We start from the raw sequence: 25,769 nt of genomic DNA, 5'->3' as shown, positions 1-25,769 counted from the left end.
TTTTCTAGCGAGTGCTTTTTATTTGTTTAATAATTCATCAAATGCAATTCCTACATAAAACATAGAGCCTACTGTTGGATTACCCCATGAAGTAACGTAAGATTTTCCTAAGATATTAGTTCCACCAATTTTGATGATAGATTTAATACTTGCTACTTTTTTTGAAACCTGAGCATCTAGTGTGCTGAATGCTGGAATATTTCCTTGTTGTAAAGTATTTACCGCAGGGCTAGCAAAGCTTGATTGCCAGATGAATGATTCTTGGTATCTCCATACTACATTGAAACCAACTCCAGTTTTAGCTACATTACGGTTACCAAAAGAGGCATTGAAACGATACGGCGGAGTATTGTATTGCAATTGTCCTGAAGTAAGACCTCCATTATCACTTAGTACGTTATGCGAAACATTTCCGCCAAGGTTGAATCCTTTAGGAAAAGCATAGTCTAAGCCAACTGCCCAGCCTTCAGTTTTTACATCTTTTTCAGCATTCGTTGGTAATGAATATGGTTGTACTCTTCCAGCGATAGCAGGGTCTGGCTTAACAACGACTTGTGAAATAGCGAAATTAGTAAACGTGCTCGTGTAGTAATAAGCATCAACAAATAGTTTTTTACTAATTAAACCTTTATAACCAACTTCCCATGAGCCAACTCTTTCTGGTTTATACTCTTTTCTATTATATACTTGCCATTTAGTTGGATCAGTTGGATTTGCCAATACAGTACTATAAACATAGCTTTTACCAGATAATTGATAACGATCGTCAAATAAAGGTAAGCCACCAATTAAGCGTGCTTGTGGTGTTAGTAAATCAATGTATTGGTCTTGCGTGGTTGGAATTCTAAAACCTGTTTGATATGATAAACGGAAGTTATGGTCACTTGTAGGAGAGAATACGCCTGAAATTCTTGGTGTAAATTGTCCTGCAAAATTCTCGTTTTTGTCATATCGCAAAGAACCTGAGAGTTTGAATTTTTTATCGAATAAATCTTTCGCTAATTGTGCATAAGCACCATATTCACTGATAGAAAATTCTTTCGCACTAGGATTGCTTGAACCATCGGCATTTGCTTGCTGTGTAGCAAATAAAGTACCGCCAGAGTTTAAAGAATAAGTACGATAGTTTGCACCAACGATTACATCAATCACATTATTGAAGGCTTGAGAAAGATTATACATCCCTTCAATAGCATATAGATTTGATTTGTCATTAAATTTCGCTCCACGAGGGATAGGCAAGCTTTTTACATTATCAAGCGTTGCATTCCAATTTGCGCTTGAAGGTGTTAAGCGACCTGCATCAGCAAGAGTACGTGCTGCTGCATGATAAGCGCCAAATTGCCCTTGAGTACTTGCACTAGCAGCAGTAACAGCTGCAGAAGGTGCGAGTCCTTGTCCTAATGCACCAGCAAAAATAGTAGCGTAGTTTGTAAGCGCAGATTGTGCGAAAGTACCAAAATATTGTGGATACCACGTTGTACTTGGTTTCCAAGCTTCGTTAACCAAAGCACCTAATGTTCCAGTAGCATAAGCATCTCCTGAACGTTCTTGTGTTGTGTATGCTCTTACAAAGAAGTTAGAACCTTTTACTTCTAATTTGTATTGACCTAAACTGAAATTTTTGATAGAGTAGCGGTCGGCTCCTGTATAAACAGTCGTTCCATTTCCCCAACTTGCTTGAGCGATAGCTTCAACATTATCGTTGATTCTGTAGTGAACAGCACCGTTTAATTTTATACTAGTAGTTCCATACGAAGCCAAGTCTCTTTCGTTATAACCTATTCTTGAAATGTTTGAATTGGTTTGACCTGGGATGATGGCATCAAAAATTTGTTTTGGCGTTTGTCCTGATAATTGCACTAAAGATTTTCCTCCAATTCCTGGAATATTAGCAGGATAAACAAATGTAGCAATAGCACCTAAAATTTGTGAAGTTCCATTCGCTCCAGTGCCTGGAGTACCATTTCCATACAAACCGCCATACATATTTACGTTTGTTTCATCTCCATAAGCATTCACACCATTATAGGCATAATTATTATCACGTGTACCATTGAAATTGCTACCGTTCAAGAAACTTTGGTCTCTAAAATCATTTGCTTGCCAATCGTCTGCTTTTAAATAAGAGAAGTTTGCTTTAAAGGCAATCTTATTGTTGAATGCTTTAGCAAAACGAATTGAAGCATCATAATAACCAGTTGTGGCAACAGAACGACTTTTTTCATTCATTAGCCCAGTTTTAACTGATGCACTAAGTCCTTGGTATAAAAAAGGACTTTTTGAATTCATTAATAAAATACCATTCAAGGCATTTGGTCCATATAATGCAGAAGCAGCACCAGGAAGTAATTCAGCAGATTCAAGGTCTAATTCAGAAATACCAACAATGTTTCCTACCGAGAAATTTAAACCCGGAGCTTGGTTGTCCATTCCATCAATCAATTGAACCATTCTAACGTTACCATTAGCATTAAAACCACGAGTATTGACAGAGCTGAATGTTAACGATTGAGTACTTACTTCAACCCCTTTTAGATTTTTTAGTCCATCGTAAAATGTTGCAGAAGGAGTATTTTGTATGACACGTATATCCATTTTTTCAATTGAAACTGGAGATTTCATAATACTTTGTTCTACCCTTGAAGCTGAAATGACAACTTCTTGCCCCATAATACTTTGTTCAGTGAGTATTATGTCAAAATTATTTTTACTGCCATCTACAATAAATTCCTGAGTATTATAACCAACACTTGAAACAACAACAGTAAAAGGCGTTGGAGTGCTTGTAGTCAGTGCAAATGCGCCTTTAGTATCCGAAATTGTTCCAATTACTTTTCCTTTTACTGCAATACTTACACCAATCAATGGCTCTTTTGTTGAGCCATCACTTATTTTACCCGATATTTTTGTTTGGGCAAATAGCATTGAGGTCATAAACAATAGCGTGGTAATTAGCCCAAGCCTCATTGTCGTAAAATGTTTTTTCATACCTTTATTTGTTAGTGAATTAAAATTTAAATAATGCCTTTTTCCTGATTCGATGAATTATTATGCAAATAGAAAGAATTTTTTGGATTTTATTATGCAAGCAGAGTAAATTTTTTACATTTTTTCTCAAAATTGTCTAATACTTGGTTTGAAAGATAAAATTGTTGAATACTAACCCTTGTGAAGTTAAGATAGTATTTTAATTTAAGAAAAAAGTACATTTATAAAAATGTGTGTGAAATTAGAGCAATCTGAGAAAGCAAATAAGTATAAGGTAGAAAAAATAGAAAAATTAGTATTTTACAGAGTTTTTATTACTAATAAATGAAGCTTTTCATTATAATTTCCTTTTTTTAGAAACTATACATATCTTTAAATTTCAGAACAATAGCACACAACTAGAATACAAAAAAAATAATACTAAATCATGAATAAAAATAACTATGTAGTAATTATGGCAGGAGGGGTTGGTACTCGTTTTTGGCCATTTAGTAGAACGAATAATCCCAAGCAATTTCATGATGTTTTAGGAACGGGGAGAACGCTTTTGCAACAAACTGCTGATCGTTTCGAGGACATTTGCCCAAATGAAAATATATTTATTGTAACAAGTACTGATTACATTGATTTAATAAAGACACAATTGCCTTTTTTATCGGATAGTCAGATTTTAGCAGAACCAATCCGAAGAAATACAGCTCCTTGCGTAGCTTACGCTTGTTATAAAATTGCTAAGCAAAATCCAGATGCTAATATTGTGGTAGCGCCTGCTGACCATATTATTTTAAAAGAAAAGGAATTTGAAAAGAGAATTAATATTGCTTTAGAAACTTCAGCTAAAGGAGATGTTCTGGTTACGCTTGGTATTACTCCGACTCGCCCAGATACTGGCTATGGTTATATTCAATATGATCAATCAGAAACTGAAGTAAAAAGAGTTAAAACTTTCAGAGAAAAACCCAATTTAGAATTGGCTAAAACTTTTTTAGAAAGTGGAGATTATGTATGGAATGCAGGTATTTTTATCTGGACTGCCAAAGCAATTAAAAACGCATTTTCAAAAAATAGCCCTATCGTACATAGTATTTTTGAATCAGGGAATGATATTTACTTCACGGATAAGGAAACAGACTTCATCAATAATATTTATCAAAACTGTGAAAGTATCTCGATTGACTACGCTATCATGGAGAAAGCGGATAACGTATTTACAGTTTTAGGAAATATTGGTTGGTCTGATTTAGGTACTTGGAAGTCGCTATATGAAGTATCGGATAAAGATGAAGATGCTAATGTAATTGATGGAGCAACGATGCTTTACGGTGTTAAAAATAGCATTATAAAAACACCAAAAGACCGATTAGTGGTAATTCAAGGATTGGATGGCTATATCGTTGCTGAATATGACAACGTTCTGATGATTTGTGAAAAAGAACAAGAACAATTTGTGAAGAACTTTGTGGCAGATGCTACTAAAAAAGGGAAAGAATTTGTTTAAAATATTCTGAATAGGAAGAGTATCGTTTTTATATTCTTCCTATTCTAAAGCAATATCCATTAAATATTTAATCTGAGTTATAATTTCTACATTATCAGGACAGTCAATGTCTTGTCCTACCACTTGATAACCTGATAATAATATTTTTGAATCAGGAAATTCCTTCGCTAAGCGATACACATACTTTTGTACTTCATCTTGCCCAGGTACGGATGTTATCACACTAAAAAGATAATCAGGTTTGTGTACTTTATGTGCAAAAATTAGCTCACTAAAAGGCAAACTTTGTCCTAAATAAATTACTTTGTTCTGACGTGAACGGATAATATAATTTCCAAATAATAAACTAATTTCGTGCATTTCGCCTTCGGGCAAATACAGCATATATTTTTTTGCACCCGGTCTGAGTGAAGGCAATTGACCATCTATAGCTACAATAAGCTTTTGACGGATTAAATTTGAAATAAAATGTTCTTGAGCAGGTCCAACTGAACCAGTAATCCATAAAGTGCCAATTCTACTTAGAAAAGGAAAGATGATATTAGTCATCATATTTTCAAAGCCAAATTGAAGCGTATTGGTACTTACAATTTTTTCAAACCTTTCTTCATCTAAATCTAACATCGATATCGTCAAAGCATGAATTTGTTCTGGATAACTTAATTGCTTTTCCGAAATCAACATTACTTCTTTTGACATTTCATCGGAACTCATTTTTGAAATCTCCGAGATTTTATAACCATGTTCTTTAAGCAGAGCAATGTTTAAAACCAATTTAAGGTCTTTATCATCGTAAGTACGTATATTAGTATCTGTTCTATCTGGTTTTAAAATTTCATAACGTTGCTCCCAAATTCGGAGGGTATGAGCCTTGATACCAGATAATTGCTCAAGGTCTTTAATAGAATAATTGCTCATGTTTTTGGGTCGAAGGGTTTAATGATTTTCTACAATCGAAATTCAAATCAAAGATTTGTTCAACTCTGATATTAAAATATTGAGTTTTATAAAATCACTTTTACTAAAGTTTTCAATTGAATAAAATGATGTAACGCAATCGAATTGCCATGTGTAAATACTTGTACACTTAGGGATAAAGAATAAACATCTTGTTTAAAGAAAAGTTTACAAAATTATACAATAATATTCAAGTAGCCTAAGCTGGGAGAAGTGTATGGAGAAGAAAAAACAATAATTGTAAACAAAATAAAAGTGGTGCTAATAAGTTGTTTTTTAGGAATTTACTGTTGATAAAATAGAATTGTAAAACCAAAGAAACCACCAACCAACCAAGGTAGTTTTGTACTGGGATTTTGTTGAATGACCATTGCCAAAAATCTAAACGAATTGCAACAGGTTCAATCAACAAATCTAAGCCAACCATCAAACAGGCTGCAATAATTGATAAAATGATTTTTCCAGAAATACTTGATTTTAAGTTTTGAAAGAAGTGCTCAACTATAACTCCTGAACAATAAACCAGAATAAGCCAATTTGCGCCAATTACAATGGGTACTTCAAAGAGTTTGATGCCAAGGGTTTGTCCATACTGATATTCGCCAAAGACAATGCCCGTATGCACGCCAATTACTTCTATAAAAAAACCAACTAGAAAAGTAATAATAGCAAATAGAATAAACTTAGGTTGAAAATCTTGATGAAAAAGGAGTAGTAGAATTAATGAAGCCCAAAGGTTAAAAGGAGATAATACTTTAAAATATTCTTGAGTTAAAGGAATTCTTAAACCGATAAATCCAACAATATACATCAATGAAAGTATCGTAAAAGTAGTTTTCCGATAACGTGTCGTGATTAATGTTTTAAGCTGAATGTAATTCATGGTTTGTTGTGAGATTAGGCAATAAAAAAAGGTCTTGTCGTATTGACAAGACCTTGGGAGGAAGATGGGGCTCGAACCCACGACCCTCGGAACCACAAACCGATGCTCTAACCAACTGAGCTACAACCTCCGTGTTGTAATGGACTGCAAAGGTAGGGAGTCAATTTTAAAATAGCAATTTTTTCAATGAAAATATCACGAAAAAATTGCTATTATTTTATAACTTATTAAGCTTTAGCTGCTTGGAAACGGCTTTCAGCACCTGCCCAATCTACCAAGTTCCAGAATGAATCGATATAATCAGGACGTTTGTTTTGGAATTTCAAATAATATGCGTGTTCCCAAACATCAATACCGATGATAGGAGTACCTTTTACATCAGCAATATCCATTAATGGATTATCTTGATTTGGTGTTGAAGAAACAGCAATTGAACCGTCGGCAGTAACAACTAACCAAGCCCAACCTGAACCGAATCTTGTTAAACCAGCTTTCTTGAATTCGTCTTTGAATGCTTCAAATGAACCAAATTTAGCAGTGATAGCTTCTGCTAAAGTACCTACTGGAGCTCCGCCACCGTTTGGAGAAAGAATATTCCAGAAGAAGGTATGATTCCAGTGTCCTCCACCATTGTTACGAATTGCTGGTGAGTATTTACTTACTTCAGAAACCAATTCTTCAAGAGATTTGCCTTCTAATTCTGTACCTGCTACAGCAGCATTAAGGTTAGTAACGTAAGTATTGTGATGACGGTCATGGTGAATTTCCATCGTCAACGCATCAAAGTGAGGCTCTAAAGCATCATTTGCATAAGGTAAAGGGTCTAATACGAATGCCATTTTTATAAGGAGTTATTATTAATTATATAGTTAAGGAGTTCGAGAACATTCTCTACTCATGTTGTTTCAAAAACTATCAAAATGATAATTAAGTTCTTAATTGACTAAAAAAACTCTTCAATATTTGTTCACAATCATCTTGTAAAACGCCAAATGTAACCATTGATTTGGGATGAATGATAGATGGATTTACTCTTTTGAAACCTCTTTTTTCATCCGATGCTCCCCAAACAATTCTATTTAATTGCGACCAAAAAATTGCACCGCCACACATTACACAAGGTTCTAAAGTAACATACAAAGTACAATCTTTTAAATACTTTGAACCCAAAGTTTGAGCCGCCGAAGTAATCGCTAACATTTCAGCATGTGCTGTAACATCATTGAGTTTTTCAGTTTGATTATATGCTTTAGCGATAATTTGATTCTGACATACAATAACTGCTCCTACTGGAATTTCTCCTTCATCAAAGGCAATTGCGGCCTGCTGAAGGGCAATTTGCATAAAGTATTCGTCAGAAAAAAACATATTTTACCAAGGTAAATCAGAAGAAATTTCTTGAGCAACTTTGCTAGTTGCACGGTTTCTTAAATAAAAATCCACTAATACTAAGGCTGCCATAGCTTCTACAATCGGTACTGCACGTGGTACAACGCATGGGTCGTGGCGTCCTTTTCCTGAAACCACAACAGCATTTCCTTCAGCATCTACGCTGTCTTGGTCTTGCATGATGGTCGCTACAGGTTTAAAGGCAACTCTAAAGTAAATGTCTTCACCATTAGAAATTCCACCTTGTACGCCACCTGAATGATTGGTTTTTGTTTTTACACGATTGTGTTCATCCAAAAACATTTCATCATTGTGTTCTGAACCGTACATCTCAACGCCTTCAAAGCCACTTCCATATTCAAAACCTTTTACAGCATTGATACTTAACATCGCTTTTCCTAATTCGGCATGAAGTTTATCGAAAACAGGTTCGCCTAAACCAACTGGTGTACCAGTAATTACACAATTAACAACGCCTCCGATTGAATCTCCTTTCTTACGGGTTTCATCAATCAAATCATACATTTGTTGTGCTACTGCTGGGTCTGGGCAACGAACGGCATTTTCTTCGGCAAGATTCAAATCTAATTGTTGATAGGGTGTTGATAATTTTAATTTACCAACTTGCGAAACATAAGATTTAATATCGACACCGATTTGCTTTAATATCAATTTTGCCAATGCTCCAGCCGCTACTCTAGCTACTGTTTCACGAGCAGAGCTACGTCCACCACCACGATAATCACGATTTCCATATTTTGCTGTATAAGTATAATCAGCATGCGAAGGACGAAACTGTTGGGCAATATGTGAATAATCCTTTGAACGTTGGTCGCCATTCAAAACCATCATAGCGATTGGTGTACCAGTTGTTTTTCCTTCAAAAATTCCAGAAAGTACTTGAAATTCATCGGCTTCACGGCGTTGTGTGGTAATTCTGGATTGCCCAGGTTTGCGACGATCTAATTCGCTTTGAATAAAAGATGAATCGAAGTCAATGCCAGCCGGACAGCCGTCAACAATTACACCAACTGCTGTGCCATGCGACTCGCCAAATGTACTAATCTTGAATAATTTACCGTATGTACTGCTCATTTGAGTTGTATGAGAAATAACAAAAAATGTTATTTCATTCTTTTGATTGCGCTTACTTATTTTCGTTTTTTATTGGGTAATAAAATATAAACCATTCCTATCAGCATAATTGAAATCAGAATATTGGCTTCATCTTTCAAAAATTTACTGAAGTCATTGGGGATTTCTGACGAATCTTTTTCTTTCAAACCATCATAAACTGAAATTACCGTTAAAGGAGTATCAGCAGTTTTGATGGTTGCTCCACTTACTTTTAGTTGGAGTTTTGATTGTAAAGTATCGTATTTGTCAGTTTTTGTATTGAAAAATACCCATTTAAAATACTTTCCGAGTGCAAAGTTACCAGCCTGTTTCGGAATAATTAGAAAAGTAAAGATTTTTGTACTAACAACTTTTCCATTTTCTGGATATGAACTTGAATTTACTTCAGGAGGGAAAAAGTCAAAAAGGCTATCATTTTTCATTTCTGGTAGCTTAATGTTGTAGCCATCACCCGTAATTTGAATGCGATATTGAACCGATTTCCCAGTATTGATGCTGTTTTTATTGATTACCTCTTTCAATGAAAAATCTCCAACAGATACTTCTTGCTTTAAAGGATGGCTTGGTAAATCCTTTGTTTTGATGATAAACGGCTTAGTTTTAAAAGTGGTGAATTCAGGTATTTTTTCACCATTTTTTCCAAGGGTATATTTTATCAGTTTTAAACTGACCGAAGGAAAAACGATAGGCTTGTTATTTAATGGGTAAAAAGTAGCCTGATAATATTTGTACTGAGTGTAAGATTTGCCATTCAGAACTAATTGTCCTTGTTGCATTTCGGTTAAACCAAAACTCTCTTCCCAGCAGTTTTCAGGTTTTAGTTTTTTAGTGATTTCTGGAATTTGAACTTCATTTTGGTAAGATTCAAATTCTGTTGGATTATTCTCGGCAACATAAAATGCTAGTGTAACCGTAAAACCTTCACCAGTAAAAAGAGTGAATTTATTGGTGCTCAAACTTAGGAAAGCATCGTTTTTAGAGCTAACTATTTCGGCTTGATTTCCTTCTATAAAATCCGTAAAATCTTCATTCGAATCAACGATGTCTTTTTTTTCAGTACTGGTTTTATCTGAAATTACTTTACTTACTTTCACGCTAAATCCTTCTGATTTTAAATTGAGTTCATTCACATTTACTTTGAAAGAAGGAATTTTGAAAGTGCCGATTTTTAGCGGAGAATAGTTTTGTGTGATGTTACAAGTTGAAACTGTTTGTCCGTTTACATACGAATGTGTGGTAGAACGAGAGAAGCCCTTTTTTGTGAAATTCGGTAAATCAGGAAACTTACAAGTAGGTACTTGAGCTTCGCCAATGTATTTTACAACCACTGTCACCACGAAGGGTTCATTCATAGAAATACTCTTGTCGCCTAAAATTAGCGATACATCACTGTCTTGAGCCTTTGAATAAAAGCTTATTAAAAAATAAAAAAATATTGAAATAATTATATAATATTTTTTTTGTTTCACCGTTGTCAAAATAAACGTTCAAAAAATTAATACTGAATAATATAAAATAACAATTAATTATTTTATGTAAAATGCTTGATTTACAGGTATTTGTATTATAAATTTGGTTGGAGATTTATATTGTTACTTTATTAAATCCTTTAAAAGCTATGGTTACCTTAAACTATGTCAAAGTTATATTGGAAAAAGTTAGTTTTGATGCAAAGTTATTCGAGAAAGAATTAAAAAAAGCAATCAAGACCTTATTATCTGATGAAGTAAAAGAATTGCAAGTATGGTGTTATGATAAATTTGGTAAAACCTACAAGCAAGTAATTGAGAAATGTTTTAATAGAATTCGTAGAAAAATGATAGGACTATCAGCTTAGCATTTTCTAACACACTGACGAAATTGATAAAGCCCAACAAAATTTATTTTGTTGGGCTTTTGTATGTTTAAAAACCTTCTTTCACTTCTTCTTTCTTCTTTTCTACTTTTGGTTTTTCCTCTTTTTTGTTGACTACTTTTTTGCCTTTTTCAACTCTGGTTCTGTAATTATCTACAAATCTTTCGGTAAAAGCGATTTTCTCTTCGGCACCTACTCCAAGAAAAGCATAAGCATTTTTGCCACTGCCTTTTTTAACACCTTTAGATTTTGCCGCAACTGCATTGTTGAATTCCCCATCTGAAGAAATTACACCCATTTCGTTTTTCAAATAGCCCATAAAGTACCAAACATCTTCTGAAGGTTCGAGATACAAATAGAATTCATCACCTTCATTTGTCTTCTTGATTTCTAACATTCCTTCAATTTCAGCATTGATGTCGGTTCCGCCAATATTGGCAATGGCAATTTTTCCAACGGTATAAAAAGCAGATTGCTGTTCTGAATACCGCAAATTAGCTTTAGAAATCACCATCGTAGTATTGAATTTTGAAGAAATTGAAAAGAGCGGAACATGCTCATTTTTCAATCGTCTTTCAAATGGTGCTACCGTTTTTCCACCAATGATATTCGCAATTTTAGATAATAAATTCTCCTTGTCTTCAGGTTCATCAGCACTTGTATTATCACGTGAATCTAAATTTACCTTAACAATTTTATCAGCCATTGCTTTCAATACTTCTGTAGGCATTGGGAAATTTAGAACTAACATTTGGTCGAACTTGTGTTTCCCGCTGTCAATTCGCATTTCTGCAAAACCAGATGTTTGCAATAAAGTATTTGGATTAAAGAAATTGAAAGCTCCTTCTAATTTTAAAGTCTTTTTGGCATCATCAAAAACATAACGATTGGCTTCGTAAGACTGCGTTTTGTCGTCGGCCCCAATTTCAAATCGAGAAGTTTTCGGAATATCTCTGAAAGCCCCTTTTGCTACAAAAATGTCTTCGTCTTTTGCGTCTTCTTTATTTGATAAAAAAGTAGTGTACAAGCCACTCGAAGCCGTTCTAAAATGAAGTCCCGCAAATAATGGCGTATTTGTCTCGCCCATCAAAGTAGGTTGAACGTCGATACTTACACTATCACGGCTACTTCCTTTGTAAGCAATCCAATTAGAATCATATCTTTTATTTTTTGTATCTGGACGAATAAAACCATTTAACGTAAGATTCTTGTCAGTTGAAACCATACTAATTTCTCCACGGAACAATAACTTAGGCGTTAGGAAAAATTTACTGTTTTGTTCAATACTTGCTTTAGCAGTCGTAATGTATCCTTTTGTTTTTTTACGATTATCAAGAAATGTTTCTTTAAAATCGAAACTTCCCATTTTGATATTTAACGTATCACCAATTGTGTTTACGTAGCGATAAATAGCATCACCTTCAAACTTTGATTTTGATAGAATTTTAATATTTCCATTAACCAAACGATGATAAGTATTCACCGTATCTAGGATGATTTTAGCTTGATGAAAATCTTTCATTTCAGCATCTTTACTTACAAAAACTGCTCCTTTGTCTGGAAATATTTTTGCATCAGCGGTTCTAATAAAAGGCACGCCATTGATATTCAAAGATTGTTTTTCGATATTATACAAAGCTTCAGAACCGCTGAAAGAAAGACCTTCTTGGCTTGGTTCCATCGATGAAAAAGTAGTAGTTTTTACATCACCTTTCATCGTAATTAATTTTTTATTGATGTCCCATTCAGCGCTGTTTATGGAAGTTTGATAAGCCGTATATGGGAAATATAAACTGGTAGAATCCTCTAATTTCAAATTCGTCGGTGTTTTGATATTAACCAAACCAGTTTGAATATTGAAATTGATATTCATTTTCTTCCCAAGTAGAGCAGGTTTTGCGGCACTCATTGTGTTACCAACAAATAAATCAGCTAATTCAGCAGTGAAAACACCTTTACCAAATTTGAAATTATTCGAGCTAATTTCAGAGTCTTGTCTTTTTACTTTTCCAAAACCAAACAAACCCGTTTGTCGAACCAAAAGTTTTCCTTCTAGTTTTGAACTACCAGCGTAAAAGTCGAAAGTATTTTTCTGAGTTTCAATCAACATACTATCAACTTTGGGTTGCCATTTCAATTTAAAATTATTGATAGCAACTTTGGTAAAATAAGCTTTGCCAACTTCACCTTCGTTGATAATCCCCGTTGTTCCGTTGGCTGTGACTGAATCGGCAGTAAATAAGGCTTCTTTTGCCTTAATTTGAGCCGTCAGGTGATTGATTTCTCCTTCGGTATGCAAACCTTTGCTATCCATCAATAAATTTGACGTAAACTTTACAAAAGTCTTGCTGTTGTATAAATTGTACTTTCCTTCAGGTACTTTATGGCTAAAGCCTAGAGTATTGTCGGGCATTGAAATCAATGTTTCCTTGAAAGGAGGGAAAATGCCATCAGAGTAAAAAGTACCGAAGAAATTAATGTCTTTCACATTCAAGCTATCAAAGTCGATACTTGGTACTTTGAAGTAAATCTTTTTGTTGTAAATGCCATCCAATCGCCAAGGATGGTCGAAGTAAGCAGTAACACCAGTCGGAACAACCAAACGAGGATAATTCAGCATTCTTTGGCGTCCAGATTTATTGTCAGGTTTATTGATATAAATTACACCAGCTTCATATTTCAAGTCTCCACCAATTTCAGTACGACCTTTTTTAGCCAATTCTTTTTGTGGAATAAAAGTAATAGAATCAATCTTGTCTAGTTTAACACTGAATTCATTGTAGTTAAAAGACAAATCTCTTCCTCTGAATCTGAAATTCCCTGTTTTAAGTTCTCCACTGATTCCAAAGTTTCGGTCTTTATTTACTTTGATAATGTTATCGTAAGGCGCCATGTAAACATTGAGCGAATCAGAAAGATAAAATTGCTTAACGCCTCTGATGATTAACTGATTGTTATTCAAATCTAAAGAAGCATTGGCGGTAGAATCTTTAGCACTAGAAGCATAAAAAGAAGGAATCAAGAAGTTGTCATAATCTTTTTTAGCTCCATAAACCGCCAAATAATGTAAGCCTTTTCTTGAAATTTTTAACCTTTCAACATCTGGGTCATAGTCGAAGTAACCCTTTTGCATCATTTCTAAAAAGACAGATTTTAAGGCACTCGCATCTTTTTGATATGCACGAGCAAGCTCACTTACTGTGGTTGATTGAAGATTATTCTTTTTTGTGAAATTAGAAACAACCAATAAAGGATTGAAACTGTAATTAGCAGAAATTTTCGCAAAACGTTCTGGATTGAAGTAATCGAAAGATTCGAATAAAGCTGGAACGATGTTCTTGGCAGTAACAATCATGAAATCCATTTTTTTATCTTTCAGATTCCAGCGCATTACGTCTGAAGTAATATCTAATTTATGATAGCTATCCGAATAAGATGATTCTCTAAAACCGCCGTCATCTACTTTGTTGAGGCGTAAATATTCTAATTGACGGTTATAATTCAGTTTTACGGACGGATGATAGAGGGAATCTTGACTAGCAAAATAACCTGTAAAAATAGCAGAAGGAGAAGTAATCAATGAATCACTAATATCAAAACGTTTACTAATTACTTTGAAAGCCGTTTTTCCATCTTTTTTGACTAAAATTGTAGCATATTTAGACTGAACCGAAGCACTTGATATTTTAGTGCCAACGATGGTGAAACCACCAGTATAGTCGATGTCTGAGCTGTTTTTTAAAGTAACATCATTTTGCAATGACATAAACCTTGGAAAAATAGCCAAACTATTCTTTACTCTTTTTCTACTCTGAAACTCAAAAATACCTTTTATAGGATTCGACAATTTTTGCGGATAATTAAGCGTGGCAATATCTGCCAAAAGTTTTGGGTTTCTAATGGCCATGCTGTAATTGTCTAAATTGACAAAGATTTCAGGCACTCCAACTGTTTCCCAAGAAAACTTTCCTCCATTTCCAATCAAATTTCCATCTTTAATATCCAAAAAAGCCTTTGTGTTTTGAACAATCGCAGAATCGTTGGCAGTAACGATTGCTAAATTAATATTATTGAATTCTATGCTTGGACCAGCATTGAGAAATTGAACGATTGGTTCTTCAGCTTGTGGTGCTGTAGCAGTGTTATTGTTTGATGGAAGTGGCGCATCCCATTCATCCCAAGCAGCTTTTTTGGGCGTTTCTGTTGCACTAGTTGGAGTATTTGTTTTTTCAGGTTTAAAAATTTCTGTTTTCTGTTCGTTGAATTTAAAATTTACAGCACCATTAAAAGCATATAATCGGTTGAAATTTGTGAAGTAAAGACTATTGTTTTTGAAAAATAGCCTACAAAGATCAATGAATCTGGTTGTGGTTTTTACATCCCCAGTTTCTACAGATTTTTGAAGTGTACTTAAATAGTTATCAAAACTAGACAGAGTAAGTACTCCGCTGTTCAACCCAAGATTAATTGCATCAAAAAAAGGAATGAATTGTGGCGATTTGTAGCCTTTTTTGAGCATAAAACTAGCAACTTTTGCGAGAGATGCTTTCTGTGTTTCAGCGATTTTACCAGCATTCCAGTTCTGGTCAAAATTCTGAGCAATTGCATTTGCTTGTGGGTTTCCAGAAGCCGCTAAGACGTTTTTTACATCCGCTAAAAATTCCTCAGGTTTCTCAGAAAGTTTAAGTCCTTGTGCTTGAGAAGACAAGTAAAATAAGATTATTCCAAAAGTTAAATAAAAGCGTTTTATAGTCATTATTGTAGGAGTTAGCTTCAAGAAATAAACGAAATCATGGAGTTTAGTATTTTAAACCAAACGAAGTATTCATGTTGAATGATTTGCTGAAAGAAATCTAAGGTACAAATATCATCATTTGAGATGATACAGAAGAAGGAGTAATGAAAAATAAGAGAAGTATGGACAAAAAAATAAACTCTTTAAATCAAGCAAAATGCTAATTTAAAGAGTTTATTTTTTAATGTACCGGGGACGGGAATCGAACCCGTACGAACTTGCGTTCACAGGATTTTAAGTCCTGTAATTTATGGTTTAATATGATGCTATATGTATTGGTATAGTCTATAAATTAGATAGTTATGAGTACATTAGATTATAAAATAATTTATAAAAACGAGATTTGTTTGGCAAATGTTTGGCAGTAATCTAGTATATTTGTTTATCAAACAGATAGGATATGGCATCAGTAAGCATCGTTCTTAGAAAAACTCCAAATAAAGAGGGTAAACATAACCTTTATTTAAGAATAATAAAGGACAGGAAGATTTCACAAACAAGCATCGGTCATAGCATTCTGCTAAAGGATTGGGACGGTGCAAAGCAAATTATTAAGAAGTCACACCCAAACTCCGCACGGCTAAATAATTTAATTGCAAAGAAGGTTGCTGAAGCTACTGATAAGCTTGTTGAGATGGAGGCTAACAATACCGATACTTCTGCCAAGGCAATTAAAAAAGCAGTTACAGCCTCCAAGGATAGGACATTCTTCAAGCAAGCAGAACTCTACCTTAATCAGCTAAAAGCTACTGGGAAATTCAATCAAAGATCAGCAGACGAGCCTAGAGTAAAAAAATTTAAAACATTTCTCAAAAATGAAGACATAAATTTTTCTGAAATTAGTCCTGGCCTATTGAAAAACTTTAAAGCATATTTGATTGGAACATTTGGTGTTAATGAGAGAACAGCTGTCAATCATTTAGTCGTAATCAGAACGATATATAATAGGGCTATTGCAGATGGGGTTACGGATAGAAAAAACTATCCATTCGGTAAAGGTAAGACCGTGATCAAGTTTCCAGATACTTTGAAAATTGGTTTAAACGCGGAAGAAGTTAAATTACTTGAAGAGTTGGATTTGCCACCTAGTGAAAACCATGCCCGAAATCTTTGGTTGGTTTCGTTCTATTTCGCTGGAATGCGTGTGTCCGATGTTTTGAGGCTTAAATGGTCTGACTTTCAAAATGATCGTCTTTACTATACTATGGGTAAGAATTTAAAAGCTGGATCGTTAAAGGTTCCGGATAAGGTGCTTGAAATCCTGAAACAATATCCGCAGGGTTCGAATGCTCACGATTTAGTCTTTTTTGATTTGGCTAAAATGCCTGACTTATCCAAATTGTATGAGGTTCAAAGCTATATAAAATCAAGAGTTCGAAGTTGTAATGACTATTTGAAGAATGTTGCAAACAAGATGGGGTTAACAAAAGCCTTGTCTATGCATATTGCGAGACACACCTTCGCACAGATATCAGCAGATCGTATTCCAGCGAACGTTCTTCAGAGGCTTTATCGTCATTCCGATATTAAAACCACTATGGGTTATCAAAGTAATTTTATTAACAAGACAGCTGATGATGCTCTAGAGTTGGTTATTGGGGTATAAGCTAGCGACAGTAATACCATTGATGAATAAATAAAAGCATCTAATTATCAACTCATTATGGCATATTATTTTTTCTTTTAAACATTTGTTTATAAATGTTTATTTTAATAGTATATAGTATTGGATATTTGTGATAAACTTACGTTACTTCTGTAATGTAAGTGAGGACAAAATTAATAATAAAATTAACGAAATAAATTGTTTATTTTCGTGAAAAGGCAAAACAATGAACCAAGCACTGCTCGCACGTTTATTCAAATCTATTGAAGGAAGTCGTGAAACGCCTTTAATTAAAGTTGCATTTAGCATTATTGAGGATGAAAGAAAGAAGGGACACCTTAGGCTAGCTGATAAGTTGAACACAATTTTATCCAGCAATATTGAGGAGGGTGGCAAATCTATGTTACCCCTTAGGCTTGTTAAGGATGGTCAATATAAGATTCCGGTCGACAGGAGATATCGCTTACCGTTAGCTACCCATGTTGAACATGAGTATTTGAGACATGAAATGGTACTAACGCCGGAAGTTGAAGAAAAGATACAACGAGTTGAAAAAGAATATTTTGCACGAGAACGATTAGCTCATTTTGGTCTTAAATTTAGAAAAAAGGTAATTTTATACGGATCTTCTGGCTGCGGTAAAACGATGGCCGCAGAAAGAATTGCTTGGGATTTAGGGCTACCATTTTATAAAGTACGGTTCGATTCAATCATATCATCATATCTAGGGGAATCAGCATCAAACCTTCAAGCTTTGTTCGAAAGTATTAAGGATTATCCGTGTGTTCTTTTACTAGATGAGTTTGATATAATTGGTAAGCAGAGGGATATGGCTTCAAATGACGTTGGAGAAATTCATCGGATTGTAAATATCTTGTTAGGATTGTTAGAAGAGTATGATGGACAAGGGATATTAATCGCCACTACAAACCTTGAAGGAAGCTTAGATAAAGCCTTATTTAGAAGATTTGATGATTTTATTGAATTACCGAAACCCGGAGAGAAAGAAATATTTGAAATTCTAAAAATTTCGTTATCAGCCTTAAAGACAACGAAAAAAGTTGATTTAAAAAGCTTTTCTAAGAAAATGCTCGGAATGTCGTATGCTATTGTTGTTAAAATAGCTAATGATGCTGCTAAAAAAGCCATAATTAACTCATTCAGCGAAATTTCGATGGATGATCTAAATAAAGCTTTTGAAGAGAATGAAAGTATCAATAGATAATTATGGAGCAATTTCTACAATGAAGATTTTATTAAAAAGAGTCCTATTATAAACATCACAGGATAAATATGGAGCAATTTCCACACCTAAACTTCATCGGAAAAGTTTCTGGAAGGCCGCGGCTTACGGGTGGCGGAGGAAGTCGAATATCGGATGAGAATAAAAGCAATCGGTCTGTCCACGCTGGTAAATTACAACGTTGGGTTACAAGTACAAAATCGGACTGGCACACTTCTCTCGATGACAGAAGTAATGACCTTGCAGCTATTGACACAGATATAGTTCCCATATTTATAAAATTTAATCCAGGTTTAATAGGTCCTGAATTTGATCTCGAAAGATTTGGAATTGAGATTATTTCAGAGGAAGAAGATGGGTTTATTATTGGGGCGTCGCTAGATAATTTTAGAACTCTCGAGGAAAAAATTAACGGTTTTATTAACTCAAGCCATGGAACGGCTCAAATAGCAGACTTTTGGTCAATATTTGACGGTGATCGCTCAGCTTGGCGACGCGATCGTATATTATCTGAACAACTTTTTTCTAAATGGGATGAGATTGTCGACACAACAACTTATAATCTCGAAGTATCAGTTGCATTCTCACGGTCAATAGGAAGCGAACCTGATCGATTAAAAAAGGGAGGGGAAAAACGATTAGAGGAGTATAGAAGAAAACAAGTAGAAAGGGATGAGCTTCTGCTCCAGCGCCAAAATCACTTTCAAGAGTTTATTGCTACCTACGGTCGTTTAATAAGCAGTATAGTTGAATTTGGCGATAGTTTTGGTTGTGAGGTGGCTATTAGTGGAATAGGATTAAAGGATTTAGTGACCAATTACCAGTTTGTGTTCGAAGTTAATGAAATCGAAGAGGTATCCGGAATTGAAGGTGGAACCGGTGAGAACAATGAAATAGATATTGAAATATTGCCTCCTAATGCATCCGCAGTAACGGTTGCCGTTATCGACAGTGGAATAATGGAGGGTAATAAATACATTTCTGCTGCGATTGACCCTACACGTTCACTATCATATTTAAAAAATGATGCTTCTAAAGCAGATTATGTCGCTGGTGGTGGGCATGGTACTAAGGTCGCAGGAGCTGTATTATTTCCGAAAGGAGTTTCACAAATTAATCAACCTTATCAATTACCGTGTTTCATTCGTAATGTACGGATTCTAAACGCCCTCAATCAACTGACGGACAAATATCCTGCGGAATTGATGCAACGAGTTGTCGCAGATAACGCTGATTGTAAAATTTTTAACTTGTCTGTTGGTTCGCGCGCTCCCTACAGGTTCAAGCATATGTCAACATGGGCAACCTCGATTGATAAGTTGATGCATGAAAATAATGTATTGTTTTTAATAGCAGCTGGTAATATCAGCAAGGATGATATTAGATACTACCTATCAAATGGTTTAATTTATCCAAACTATCTGGAAGAACCAGATTGTAGATTAAGCAATCCTGCACAGAGTAGTTTTGCTTTGTCTGTGGGATCAATAAATCATTCAACTTTTACTGACCACAACTGGACATCAATCGGTGACGTAGAGGAAGTATCAGCTTATTCCAGAATTGGAACCGGTATATGGGGACACATCAAACCTGATGTTGTAGAATATGGAGGTGGTATGGTTGAGTCTAATAACGGTATGAGACAAATAAACTATCATACTGAAACTTCAACGGAACTTATAAGATCTACTCTGCATGGTGGGACTGCACTCGGAAGAGATAGCGCTGGAACTTCATTTGCTACACCTAAGGTAGCACATATCGCATCGTTACTTTGGGAGCTGTATCCAGACGAAGGTGTTAATCTTATTCGAGCATTAATTGTGCAAGGTGCTAGATTACCTTCAGATCATTTTTTTAATCCTACGATCAATAGTATCCGCCATTTTGGTTACGGATTACCTTCTCTTGACAGGGTTACAAGAAATTCAGACCACCGGATCACGTTCTACAATACTGGAACTATTAAAGCGGAGGAAGCCAATCTTTTTTCCTTAAAGTTACCAGCTGAGTTACTGAATCCTGGTAATGAATTTGATATTCTTATAGAGGTAACACTTTCCTACACGGCTAACGTTAGAAGAACTAGACAAAAAACAAAATCATATTTGTCTACTTGGTTAGACTGGACATCATCAAAACTAGATGAAAAATTTGAAGTATTCACAGGGAGAACTTTGGTAGATCTAAACAATGATAGAGATAACGTCGTTGAAGATGACGATTCGGGGGAAGTAATTAAGTGGAAAATTCGTGAAAGAAGTGATTGGGGATCTGTTGATGGCCTTAATAGGAATAACAGTACAATTCAAAAGGATTGGGTTATTCTGAAATCATATGAATTGCCCGAGGAAATTGGTTTCTCTGTGAGAGGACACAAAGGTTGGGATAAAGATCACCGTCGAATACCATATGCTTTGACTGTATCAGTCGAAATTTTAGGAGCCAACATTCCGATTTATGAAAGTATACGATCTGAAAATCGAGTTGAGATCGAAGCTGAAAGTGAAACAGAAGTAGCTATAAATTAATCATGTTACCGTTTGACACTAAGAGTTTATATCTTATGAAGATCAATTTGTACCTAGTTAGATTTTAGTTGATATATTTAATATAACTGTAATGGATTAGCCTTATGACGATGAGAACTTATAGATATTTCCGTTGCCCTAATGGACATAATGGTGTTGAAAAGACTTCGGAGAATGACCAGCCTTACTCAACTTCTTGGGAAAACGTATCTACAACAGGTTTGACTGATCTAGGAAAGGACAAGCAGGGTTTTGACAACTATGGATGCACTGTTTGCGGATTGGAGATGATATTGATACCCCCAACCTCTTAAATATATCTGCTGAGATCCGTGACAATTCACGGACGAGCCTCTTTAAGATGATTATATTAAATAGCTCGTTGGCAATCGGTACAAGGTCAGAACCGGTCTCTTATGTAGGATGTTAATTAAACAGGCTGGGCATCTGCAACGGAATTTCATTTATATCTTTAATCAAACTTGTCATGAATATAATTGTCAGTTTTAGCAAAATCAAATGGGCATGCCCTCGATTTCATCATTATTGCAATAAGCTAATATTTATTAATAAATTCGAATTCCCTATTTAGAAGTTCTTTAGGATGCACATCTAGAGCTTTTGCATACTCCAAAAATGTAGTGAAAAAATAATCTTTCTTTCCATTTTCAATGTTGCTGATGTTACTTTTTGTTAAGTCACATCTTGCCGCAAGCTCATCTTGACTTAAACCAGCAAGTAACCTTAGGTCTTTAAGGTGACGGCCAACTTCTTGGAGTCTTATCAGGTCTCGTTCCTCTTTCATTCCTTTTTTTTGTAAAAAAAGAGGTTTTCAAAAATTTATTTGTTATAAGATCTTATAACAAACTCTCAAAATTTATATATTTGTGTAATTAATTTTAATTAGGAGATGCTCAATTGAACATGTCCATTGTAATTAGAAATACTAGAAACTCAAAAAACTTTTTGTATGGCAGCTATCAGCACAAATGACATTCTTTTCGATGATTTTTTATTTTTAAGCAATTTGATAGGGCCTAATGAATTGACCTTTTCATTACGTAATACGGATTGCGATTGTATAGGATATATTTTAACTTCCGACCAAGATGAACTTGATACCAATCAAATCGCCAGATCTACTGATAAGGCCAATTGAAGCTGGATATTTTTATGCAGTAAATTGTTCTTATCCGAATTCAATGCGGATTCTGAATAATACTCAATACCATATCCTTTCGGCAATTGATGGGCAGAGTAGTATTTCCAAGCTTTGTGATAAACTCTCAATTCAAGCTGATGTCTTAGATAGATTCCTCGGCATCCTTTCTAAAACAGAGATCATCCGGTTTGACAATGATTTCAGTAAACCTCAGAAGCCTCAGAGCCCAAAGTCACTCAATTTCTGGATACATACAACCAATAAATGTAATCTCACTTGTAGTTATTGCTATATTTCGACGTTGAATACTACCAATGGAATGCTTGACACTACAAAGAAGCAATTACTGCACAAGTTGGTTGTAACAGTTAAAAAAAGAAAAATAACTAAGGTGAAATTCAGGTTAGCAGGAGGAGAACCTATGAGCCAATTCAAATCTTGGAAAGCATTTATACCTATTGCGAAAGCATTGGTAAAAGATCTAGGATGTGAACTAGACTTTTCATTTATTACAAACCTAACCATTTTAACAGACGAAATTCTGGATTTCTCGCGGGAATATAATATTAGCTACGGCGTATCTCTGGACGGCATAGAAAATTATAATGATTCTAACAGAAAATACAGATCTGGAGCTGGAACCTATAAGATCATTGATAACAATCTTAAAAACCTTTTATCTAACAGTATCAGGGTATCAACTAGCACTGTCATAAACAATAACAATCTGGAAGGGTTGCCTGATCTGACCCGCTATTTGATTGATTTGAACGTCCCGTTTCGGTATTCGATTGTAAAGGGACAGGACATTAATGCAGAACTGTTGGAAAAATATCTGACGGAATCCTACGTGATTATGAAAGAGGCAATCCAGTCTGGGTGGAGCTTTTCAAACCGTCATCAGTTTTGCGATCTGAAGCCAAATGAGTTGGGCTTTCAGACCTGTGCTTCAGGCTTTTCGGGAGGTGCTATCTATGTTGACGGCACACTGAACTATTGCCACGTCAACTTCGGAGATCAGTCACAACTCTCTACTACGATCTTCAATGAGGACATGGATCTGGTAGATATGATCGAGCAGGGCAATCACCTTGAAGAGATGAAATCAAAGGATTGTGGATTATGTAAGTACAAGTCTATTTGTACCAGTGGGTGTCCGGTATACCGGATTGATGGCAAAGATCCACAATGCAGTATTTATCATAAGTTTATCCCATTGATATATGAACTACACGCATGGGAACGATTGAAATTACTGCAAGATTATGGGATTGTATAACTTGGGAAATGCGGACGTGCATTTCCCTTTAACGCTTTGGAACATGGTGGATACTCATGTGGGCTATCACAATTTCATTGTTAGCACTTCTTGCAACCTTTTATCAGGCTTATCTGCAACGCACCCACAATAGGAAAAGTGTTCGGCCATTGATCCAAATAGACCTCGGGGATCACGGAAAGAAAATTTATGTCTACATTCGAAATAATGGTTTGGGGCCGATGATTATCGACAAGCTCACCTTTATCAAGAATGGAAAATCTTACGCTTACATTAAAGATTGTCTTGATATGCCTTCAACATCCTATATGCATGTTTTAGTCAATGATGTAGCTAGGAGGGTGGTACTGCCTAATGCGTACTTCGTCGTTTTTGAAAGAGGATTTGAGTATCATGTAAAGGATACAGAAATTGATTTGGTGAGAAAACAATTATCCCGTATAACACTCAAAGTTAATTATAGTGATATCTATGATAACAAGTTCTCGTTCGAGAGAGATTTTAATTGGTTTACTAGACATTTGATTACTAATAGCAGTTCCTAATGGCATGATATAGTATTTTAGTTTTTACATAACGGCTCAATGTTCTAAACTAAACTTAGATAAATTACCCAATCGAGGAGCCAAAACTTCCATATTTATCTAACTTTCTGTATTTTTAAATTATCCATTTGATTTTTAGAAATAAAATATTCAACAATTAGTTGTTGATTTCGTTGTTTTTTTTTCAATTAGACATGGTCAGCATTTCAATTTGAGAGACAAAAATGCGTTCCCATCATCTTGTTCAGCCAGGTTCGTACAATTTATGTTTAATAGACATATTTTTCCATTAATATAAACAATATCTAGTACTAAACTCATCCTCAGTTCGGGTCCTGGGATGCAGTTATTCTGATAGCTAAATATTTGAAAATTAGCTTATAATGTAATTATCGGAATTACTTGTGCCTGAATAGTGCAAGTAATTCTTTTTATATTATATTTGAGAAATTTGTAATTATGACTGATTTATTCGACTCCTCCAAGAACAAAATATTTATTGGTAACACTGACAAACTTCCGGAATGGTCAGGTGAAAATTCAAAACCCATAGATAAAATTAAATTATTACTTAAAAATTACCTCGAGTTAGATAACGTGAGTTTTCTATTTGGATCAGGTACTTCGATCCATTTAGGAGCAGTAAGTATTCGCAATTTTCCAGTAGAAGTTGAACAATATATCCAAGTTGCAGATAATGAAGACGACTTCAAAGGTGTCTATACTGAATTCTTGACAACCATAGAGGAATTGCAAGCTAAATGGACTGCTACTGAAAAGGCGAAATTGGGAGAAGGCGAGACAAAATTTGTTAATGACAATAAATGGTCATTTAGTATTGATGGTAATGTTATCAGAGATGGATCTTCAGGTGAAATTGCTATCGAATTCGAAAAAGTACTAAACTATCTATTAGCAAAAGATTATGTGCTTGATGCTAATACATCGGTAGCCAGAACAGATCATATAAAGCAACTCATCTTGATAATAAAAAAAGGACTTTTTTCAGTTTGCGATGTCAATAATAGAGACATTCCAAAATGGTTGATTAAAAATAAAATGAATAGTGCGTATCCTATTCAAAACGGGCATGCAAAATTGTTACAGAACGAGCACAAGTATATTTTTCATGAAAAATTTCTTAAATCACTGCTTCAAAGACCATTAAATCTAAGACGCGCAAATATTTTTACACTTAATTATGATCTTGCATTTGAATACGCGTTTGACCGATTGGGAGTACACTATATTGACGGTTTTTCAGGATTTCATAAGCGATTTTTTAAACCAGAAACGTTTGAATATGATATTTTTTATCCTGGTTCAACAACATCAGGCAAAGTACAACGAATTGAAAAAGTTGTCCGCTACTTCAAACTCCATGGATCTTTGTCTTGGGTAAATTCAGATAAAATTGATTCAAATAATCTGTATGGGATTGAAGAGATGCCGCTCGCATTAATTGAGTCTCTTGAAAAGAAAGGAGAGATCATTGTATATCCCGCAGCAGTAAAAAAATCTTATACACTGGATCTACCATATTCAGAATTATTTAGACAATTTTCCGCTACCATAACCCAGTCACAATCAGTGCTGGTAACTGTAGGTTATGCATTTGCAGATGAGCACTTCAACGATATCATTTTTCAGGCACTCTCGAACCCAACTTTTACATTAATAATAGTTGACTTCTATGGAACGGAGAATAATCACCATATTGAGAGAATCAAAAATTTGAATGATGCTCGGATTATAATTCTACAAGGAGATTTCTTTGGTGATTTTCTAACGCTTGCTGATACGTTGATGCCTGATTCTAATTCTTTTGATAGCTGTGATAGGGTTGCTGATACGCTGAATAAATATTTTAACTCAGATATGAAAGATTAGTAACT

Annotated in this window: 17 protein-coding genes and 1 tRNA gene; 8 read left to right on the top strand and 10 right to left on the bottom strand. The window is 34.8% G+C overall.

Annotated elements, in window-relative coordinates; translation table 11 throughout:
* Positions 1-18: 18 nt before the first annotated feature.
* The gene (locus VB798_RS07530) at positions 19-2,991 is read right to left on the bottom strand and encodes a TonB-dependent receptor (RefSeq protein ID WP_323257560.1); all 2,973 of its coding nucleotides are present in this window, start codon (positions 2,989-2,991) and stop codon (positions 19-21) included.
* 427 nt (positions 2,992-3,418) lie between these two features.
* Here VB798_RS07530 and VB798_RS07525 point away from each other — a divergent pair, with 427 nt between their 5' ends.
* Positions 3,419-4,489, top strand: a complete 1,071-nt coding sequence (locus VB798_RS07525; protein WP_323257558.1) for a mannose-1-phosphate guanylyltransferase — start codon at positions 3,419-3,421, stop codon at positions 4,487-4,489.
* Positions 4,490-4,528: 39 nt separating this feature from the next.
* Here the strand turns inward: VB798_RS07525 and VB798_RS07520 are convergent, their stop codons facing one another.
* The 7 genes from VB798_RS07520 to VB798_RS07490 form a co-directional block, all read right to left on the bottom strand.
* Positions 4,529-5,407 (bottom strand): MerR family transcriptional regulator, encoded by an 879-nt coding sequence (locus VB798_RS07520; protein WP_323257556.1) that lies wholly within the window; start codon positions 5,405-5,407, stop codon positions 4,529-4,531.
* A 238-nt stretch (positions 5,408-5,645) separates the two neighbouring features.
* The gene (locus VB798_RS07515; RefSeq protein WP_323257554.1) at positions 5,646-6,329 is read right to left on the bottom strand and encodes a carotenoid biosynthesis protein; all 684 of its coding nucleotides are present in this window, start codon (positions 6,327-6,329) and stop codon (positions 5,646-5,648) included.
* Between the two features lie 55 nt (positions 6,330-6,384).
* A tRNA-His gene (locus tag VB798_RS07510) sits at positions 6,385-6,460 on the bottom strand.
* A gap of 96 nt (positions 6,461-6,556) precedes the next feature.
* On the bottom strand, positions 6,557-7,168 hold the full coding sequence (locus tag VB798_RS07505) for a superoxide dismutase (RefSeq protein ID WP_323257552.1): 612 nt from the start codon (positions 7,166-7,168) through the stop codon (positions 6,557-6,559).
* Positions 7,169-7,256: 88 nt separating this feature from the next.
* Complete coding sequence (locus VB798_RS07500; RefSeq protein WP_323257550.1) at positions 7,257-7,697, bottom strand: nucleoside deaminase; 441 nt, start codon at positions 7,695-7,697, stop codon at positions 7,257-7,259.
* A 3-nt stretch (positions 7,698-7,700) separates the two neighbouring features.
* Positions 7,701-8,813 (bottom strand): chorismate synthase, encoded by a 1,113-nt coding sequence (aroC, locus tag VB798_RS07495; protein WP_323257548.1) that lies wholly within the window; start codon positions 8,811-8,813, stop codon positions 7,701-7,703.
* Positions 8,814-8,869: 56 nt separating this feature from the next.
* Complete coding sequence (locus VB798_RS07490) at positions 8,870-10,207, bottom strand: BatD family protein (RefSeq protein WP_323257546.1); 1,338 nt, start codon at positions 10,205-10,207, stop codon at positions 8,870-8,872.
* A 266-nt stretch (positions 10,208-10,473) separates the two neighbouring features.
* Between VB798_RS07490 and VB798_RS07485 the strand changes: the two genes are divergently transcribed.
* The gene (locus tag VB798_RS07485; RefSeq protein ID WP_323257544.1) at positions 10,474-10,692 is read left to right on the top strand and encodes a hypothetical protein; all 219 of its coding nucleotides are present in this window, start codon (positions 10,474-10,476) and stop codon (positions 10,690-10,692) included.
* 67 nt (positions 10,693-10,759) lie between these two features.
* Here VB798_RS07485 and VB798_RS07480 read toward each other — a convergent pair whose 3' ends face one another.
* Positions 10,760-15,466 carry a hypothetical protein gene (locus tag VB798_RS07480; RefSeq protein ID WP_323257542.1) on the bottom strand — a complete coding sequence of 1,569 codons (4,707 nt, stop codon included), beginning with the start codon at positions 15,464-15,466 and terminating at the stop codon, positions 10,760-10,762.
* A gap of 439 nt (positions 15,467-15,905) precedes the next feature.
* On the opposite strand from VB798_RS07480, the gene VB798_RS07475 reads away from it, so the two are divergent.
* The 3 genes from VB798_RS07475 to VB798_RS07465 all read left to right on the top strand — a co-directional run bounded on the left by VB798_RS07475 (position 15,906) and on the right by VB798_RS07465 (position 20,888).
* On the top strand, positions 15,906-17,111 hold the full coding sequence (locus VB798_RS07475) for a site-specific integrase (RefSeq protein WP_323257540.1): 1,206 nt from the start codon (positions 15,906-15,908) through the stop codon (positions 17,109-17,111).
* Between the two features lie 226 nt (positions 17,112-17,337).
* On the top strand, positions 17,338-18,336 hold the full coding sequence (locus VB798_RS07470; protein WP_323257538.1) for an AAA family ATPase: 999 nt from the start codon (positions 17,338-17,340) through the stop codon (positions 18,334-18,336).
* 68 nt (positions 18,337-18,404) lie between these two features.
* Positions 18,405-20,888: a S8 family peptidase gene (locus VB798_RS07465; protein ID WP_323257537.1), complete on the top strand. Its 2,484-nt coding sequence runs from the start codon at positions 18,405-18,407 to the stop codon at positions 20,886-20,888.
* 556 nt (positions 20,889-21,444) lie between these two features.
* Here the strand turns inward: VB798_RS07465 and VB798_RS07460 are convergent.
* Positions 21,445-21,693, bottom strand: a complete 249-nt coding sequence (locus VB798_RS07460; RefSeq protein ID WP_323257535.1) for a helix-turn-helix domain-containing protein — start codon at positions 21,691-21,693, stop codon at positions 21,445-21,447.
* Between the two features lie 165 nt (positions 21,694-21,858).
* Between VB798_RS07460 and VB798_RS07455 the strand changes: the two genes are divergently transcribed.
* The 3 genes from VB798_RS07455 to VB798_RS07445 all read left to right on the top strand — a co-directional run bounded on the left by VB798_RS07455 (position 21,859) and on the right by VB798_RS07445 (position 25,764).
* Entirely contained in the window at positions 21,859-22,047 is a 189-nt protein-coding gene (locus VB798_RS07455) for a hypothetical protein (protein ID WP_323257533.1), read from the top strand.
* Positions 21,998-23,329, top strand: a complete 1,332-nt coding sequence (locus VB798_RS07450; RefSeq protein WP_323257531.1) for a radical SAM/SPASM domain-containing protein — start codon at positions 21,998-22,000, stop codon at positions 23,327-23,329. The genes VB798_RS07455 and VB798_RS07450 overlap by 50 nt, the downstream gene beginning before the upstream one ends.
* Before the next feature lie 1,004 nt (positions 23,330-24,333).
* The gene (locus VB798_RS07445; protein ID WP_323257529.1) at positions 24,334-25,764 is read left to right on the top strand and encodes an SIR2 family protein; all 1,431 of its coding nucleotides are present in this window, start codon (positions 24,334-24,336) and stop codon (positions 25,762-25,764) included.
* Positions 25,765-25,769 lie beyond the last annotated feature (5 nt).

The sequence above is a fragment of the Arcicella lustrica genome (assembly GCF_034930985.1).
GTDB classification, from domain to species: domain Bacteria; phylum Bacteroidota; class Bacteroidia; order Cytophagales; family Spirosomataceae; genus Arcicella; species Arcicella lustrica.
Note: the sequence above shows the minus strand (reverse complement) of the source record. Positions and strands in the feature narration are given on the sequence as shown.

Excerpts from the sequence above, each read along its gene's own strand:
- aroC (WP_323257548.1), bottom strand. The coding sequence starts at position 8,813 with ATGAGCAGTACATACGGTAAATTATTCAAGATTAGTACATTTGGCGAG.
- VB798_RS07525 (WP_323257558.1), top strand. The coding sequence starts at position 3,419 with ATGAATAAAAATAACTATGTAGTAATTATGGCAGGAGGGGTTGGTACT.
- VB798_RS07500 (WP_323257550.1), bottom strand. The coding sequence starts at position 7,697 with ATGTTTTTTTCTGACGAATACTTTATGCAAATTGCCCTTCAGCAGGCC.
- VB798_RS07480 (WP_323257542.1), bottom strand. The coding sequence starts at position 15,466 with ATGACTATAAAACGCTTTTATTTAACTTTTGGAATAATCTTATTTTAC.
- VB798_RS07465 (WP_323257537.1), top strand. The coding sequence starts at position 18,405 with ATGGAGCAATTTCCACACCTAAACTTCATCGGAAAAGTTTCTGGAAGG.
- VB798_RS07455 (WP_323257533.1), top strand. The coding sequence starts at position 21,859 with ATGGCAGCTATCAGCACAAATGACATTCTTTTCGATGATTTTTTATTT.
- VB798_RS07515 (WP_323257554.1), bottom strand. The coding sequence starts at position 6,329 with ATGAATTACATTCAGCTTAAAACATTAATCACGACACGTTATCGGAAA.
- VB798_RS07505 (WP_323257552.1), bottom strand. The coding sequence starts at position 7,168 with ATGGCATTCGTATTAGACCCTTTACCTTATGCAAATGATGCTTTAGAG.
- VB798_RS07445 (WP_323257529.1), top strand. The coding sequence starts at position 24,334 with ATGACTGATTTATTCGACTCCTCCAAGAACAAAATATTTATTGGTAAC.
- VB798_RS07490 (WP_323257546.1), bottom strand. The coding sequence starts at position 10,207 with ATGAATGAACCCTTCGTGGTGACAGTGGTTGTAAAATACATTGGCGAA.
- VB798_RS07470 (WP_323257538.1), top strand. The coding sequence starts at position 17,338 with ATGAACCAAGCACTGCTCGCACGTTTATTCAAATCTATTGAAGGAAGT.
- VB798_RS07460 (WP_323257535.1), bottom strand. The coding sequence starts at position 21,693 with ATGAAAGAGGAACGAGACCTGATAAGACTCCAAGAAGTTGGCCGTCAC.
- VB798_RS07520 (WP_323257556.1), bottom strand. The coding sequence starts at position 5,407 with ATGAGCAATTATTCTATTAAAGACCTTGAGCAATTATCTGGTATCAAG.
- VB798_RS07530 (WP_323257560.1), bottom strand. The coding sequence starts at position 2,991 with ATGAAAAAACATTTTACGACAATGAGGCTTGGGCTAATTACCACGCTA.
- VB798_RS07485 (WP_323257544.1), top strand. The coding sequence starts at position 10,474 with ATGGTTACCTTAAACTATGTCAAAGTTATATTGGAAAAAGTTAGTTTT.
- VB798_RS07475 (WP_323257540.1), top strand. The coding sequence starts at position 15,906 with ATGGCATCAGTAAGCATCGTTCTTAGAAAAACTCCAAATAAAGAGGGT.
- VB798_RS07450 (WP_323257531.1), top strand. The coding sequence starts at position 21,998 with ATGAACTTGATACCAATCAAATCGCCAGATCTACTGATAAGGCCAATT.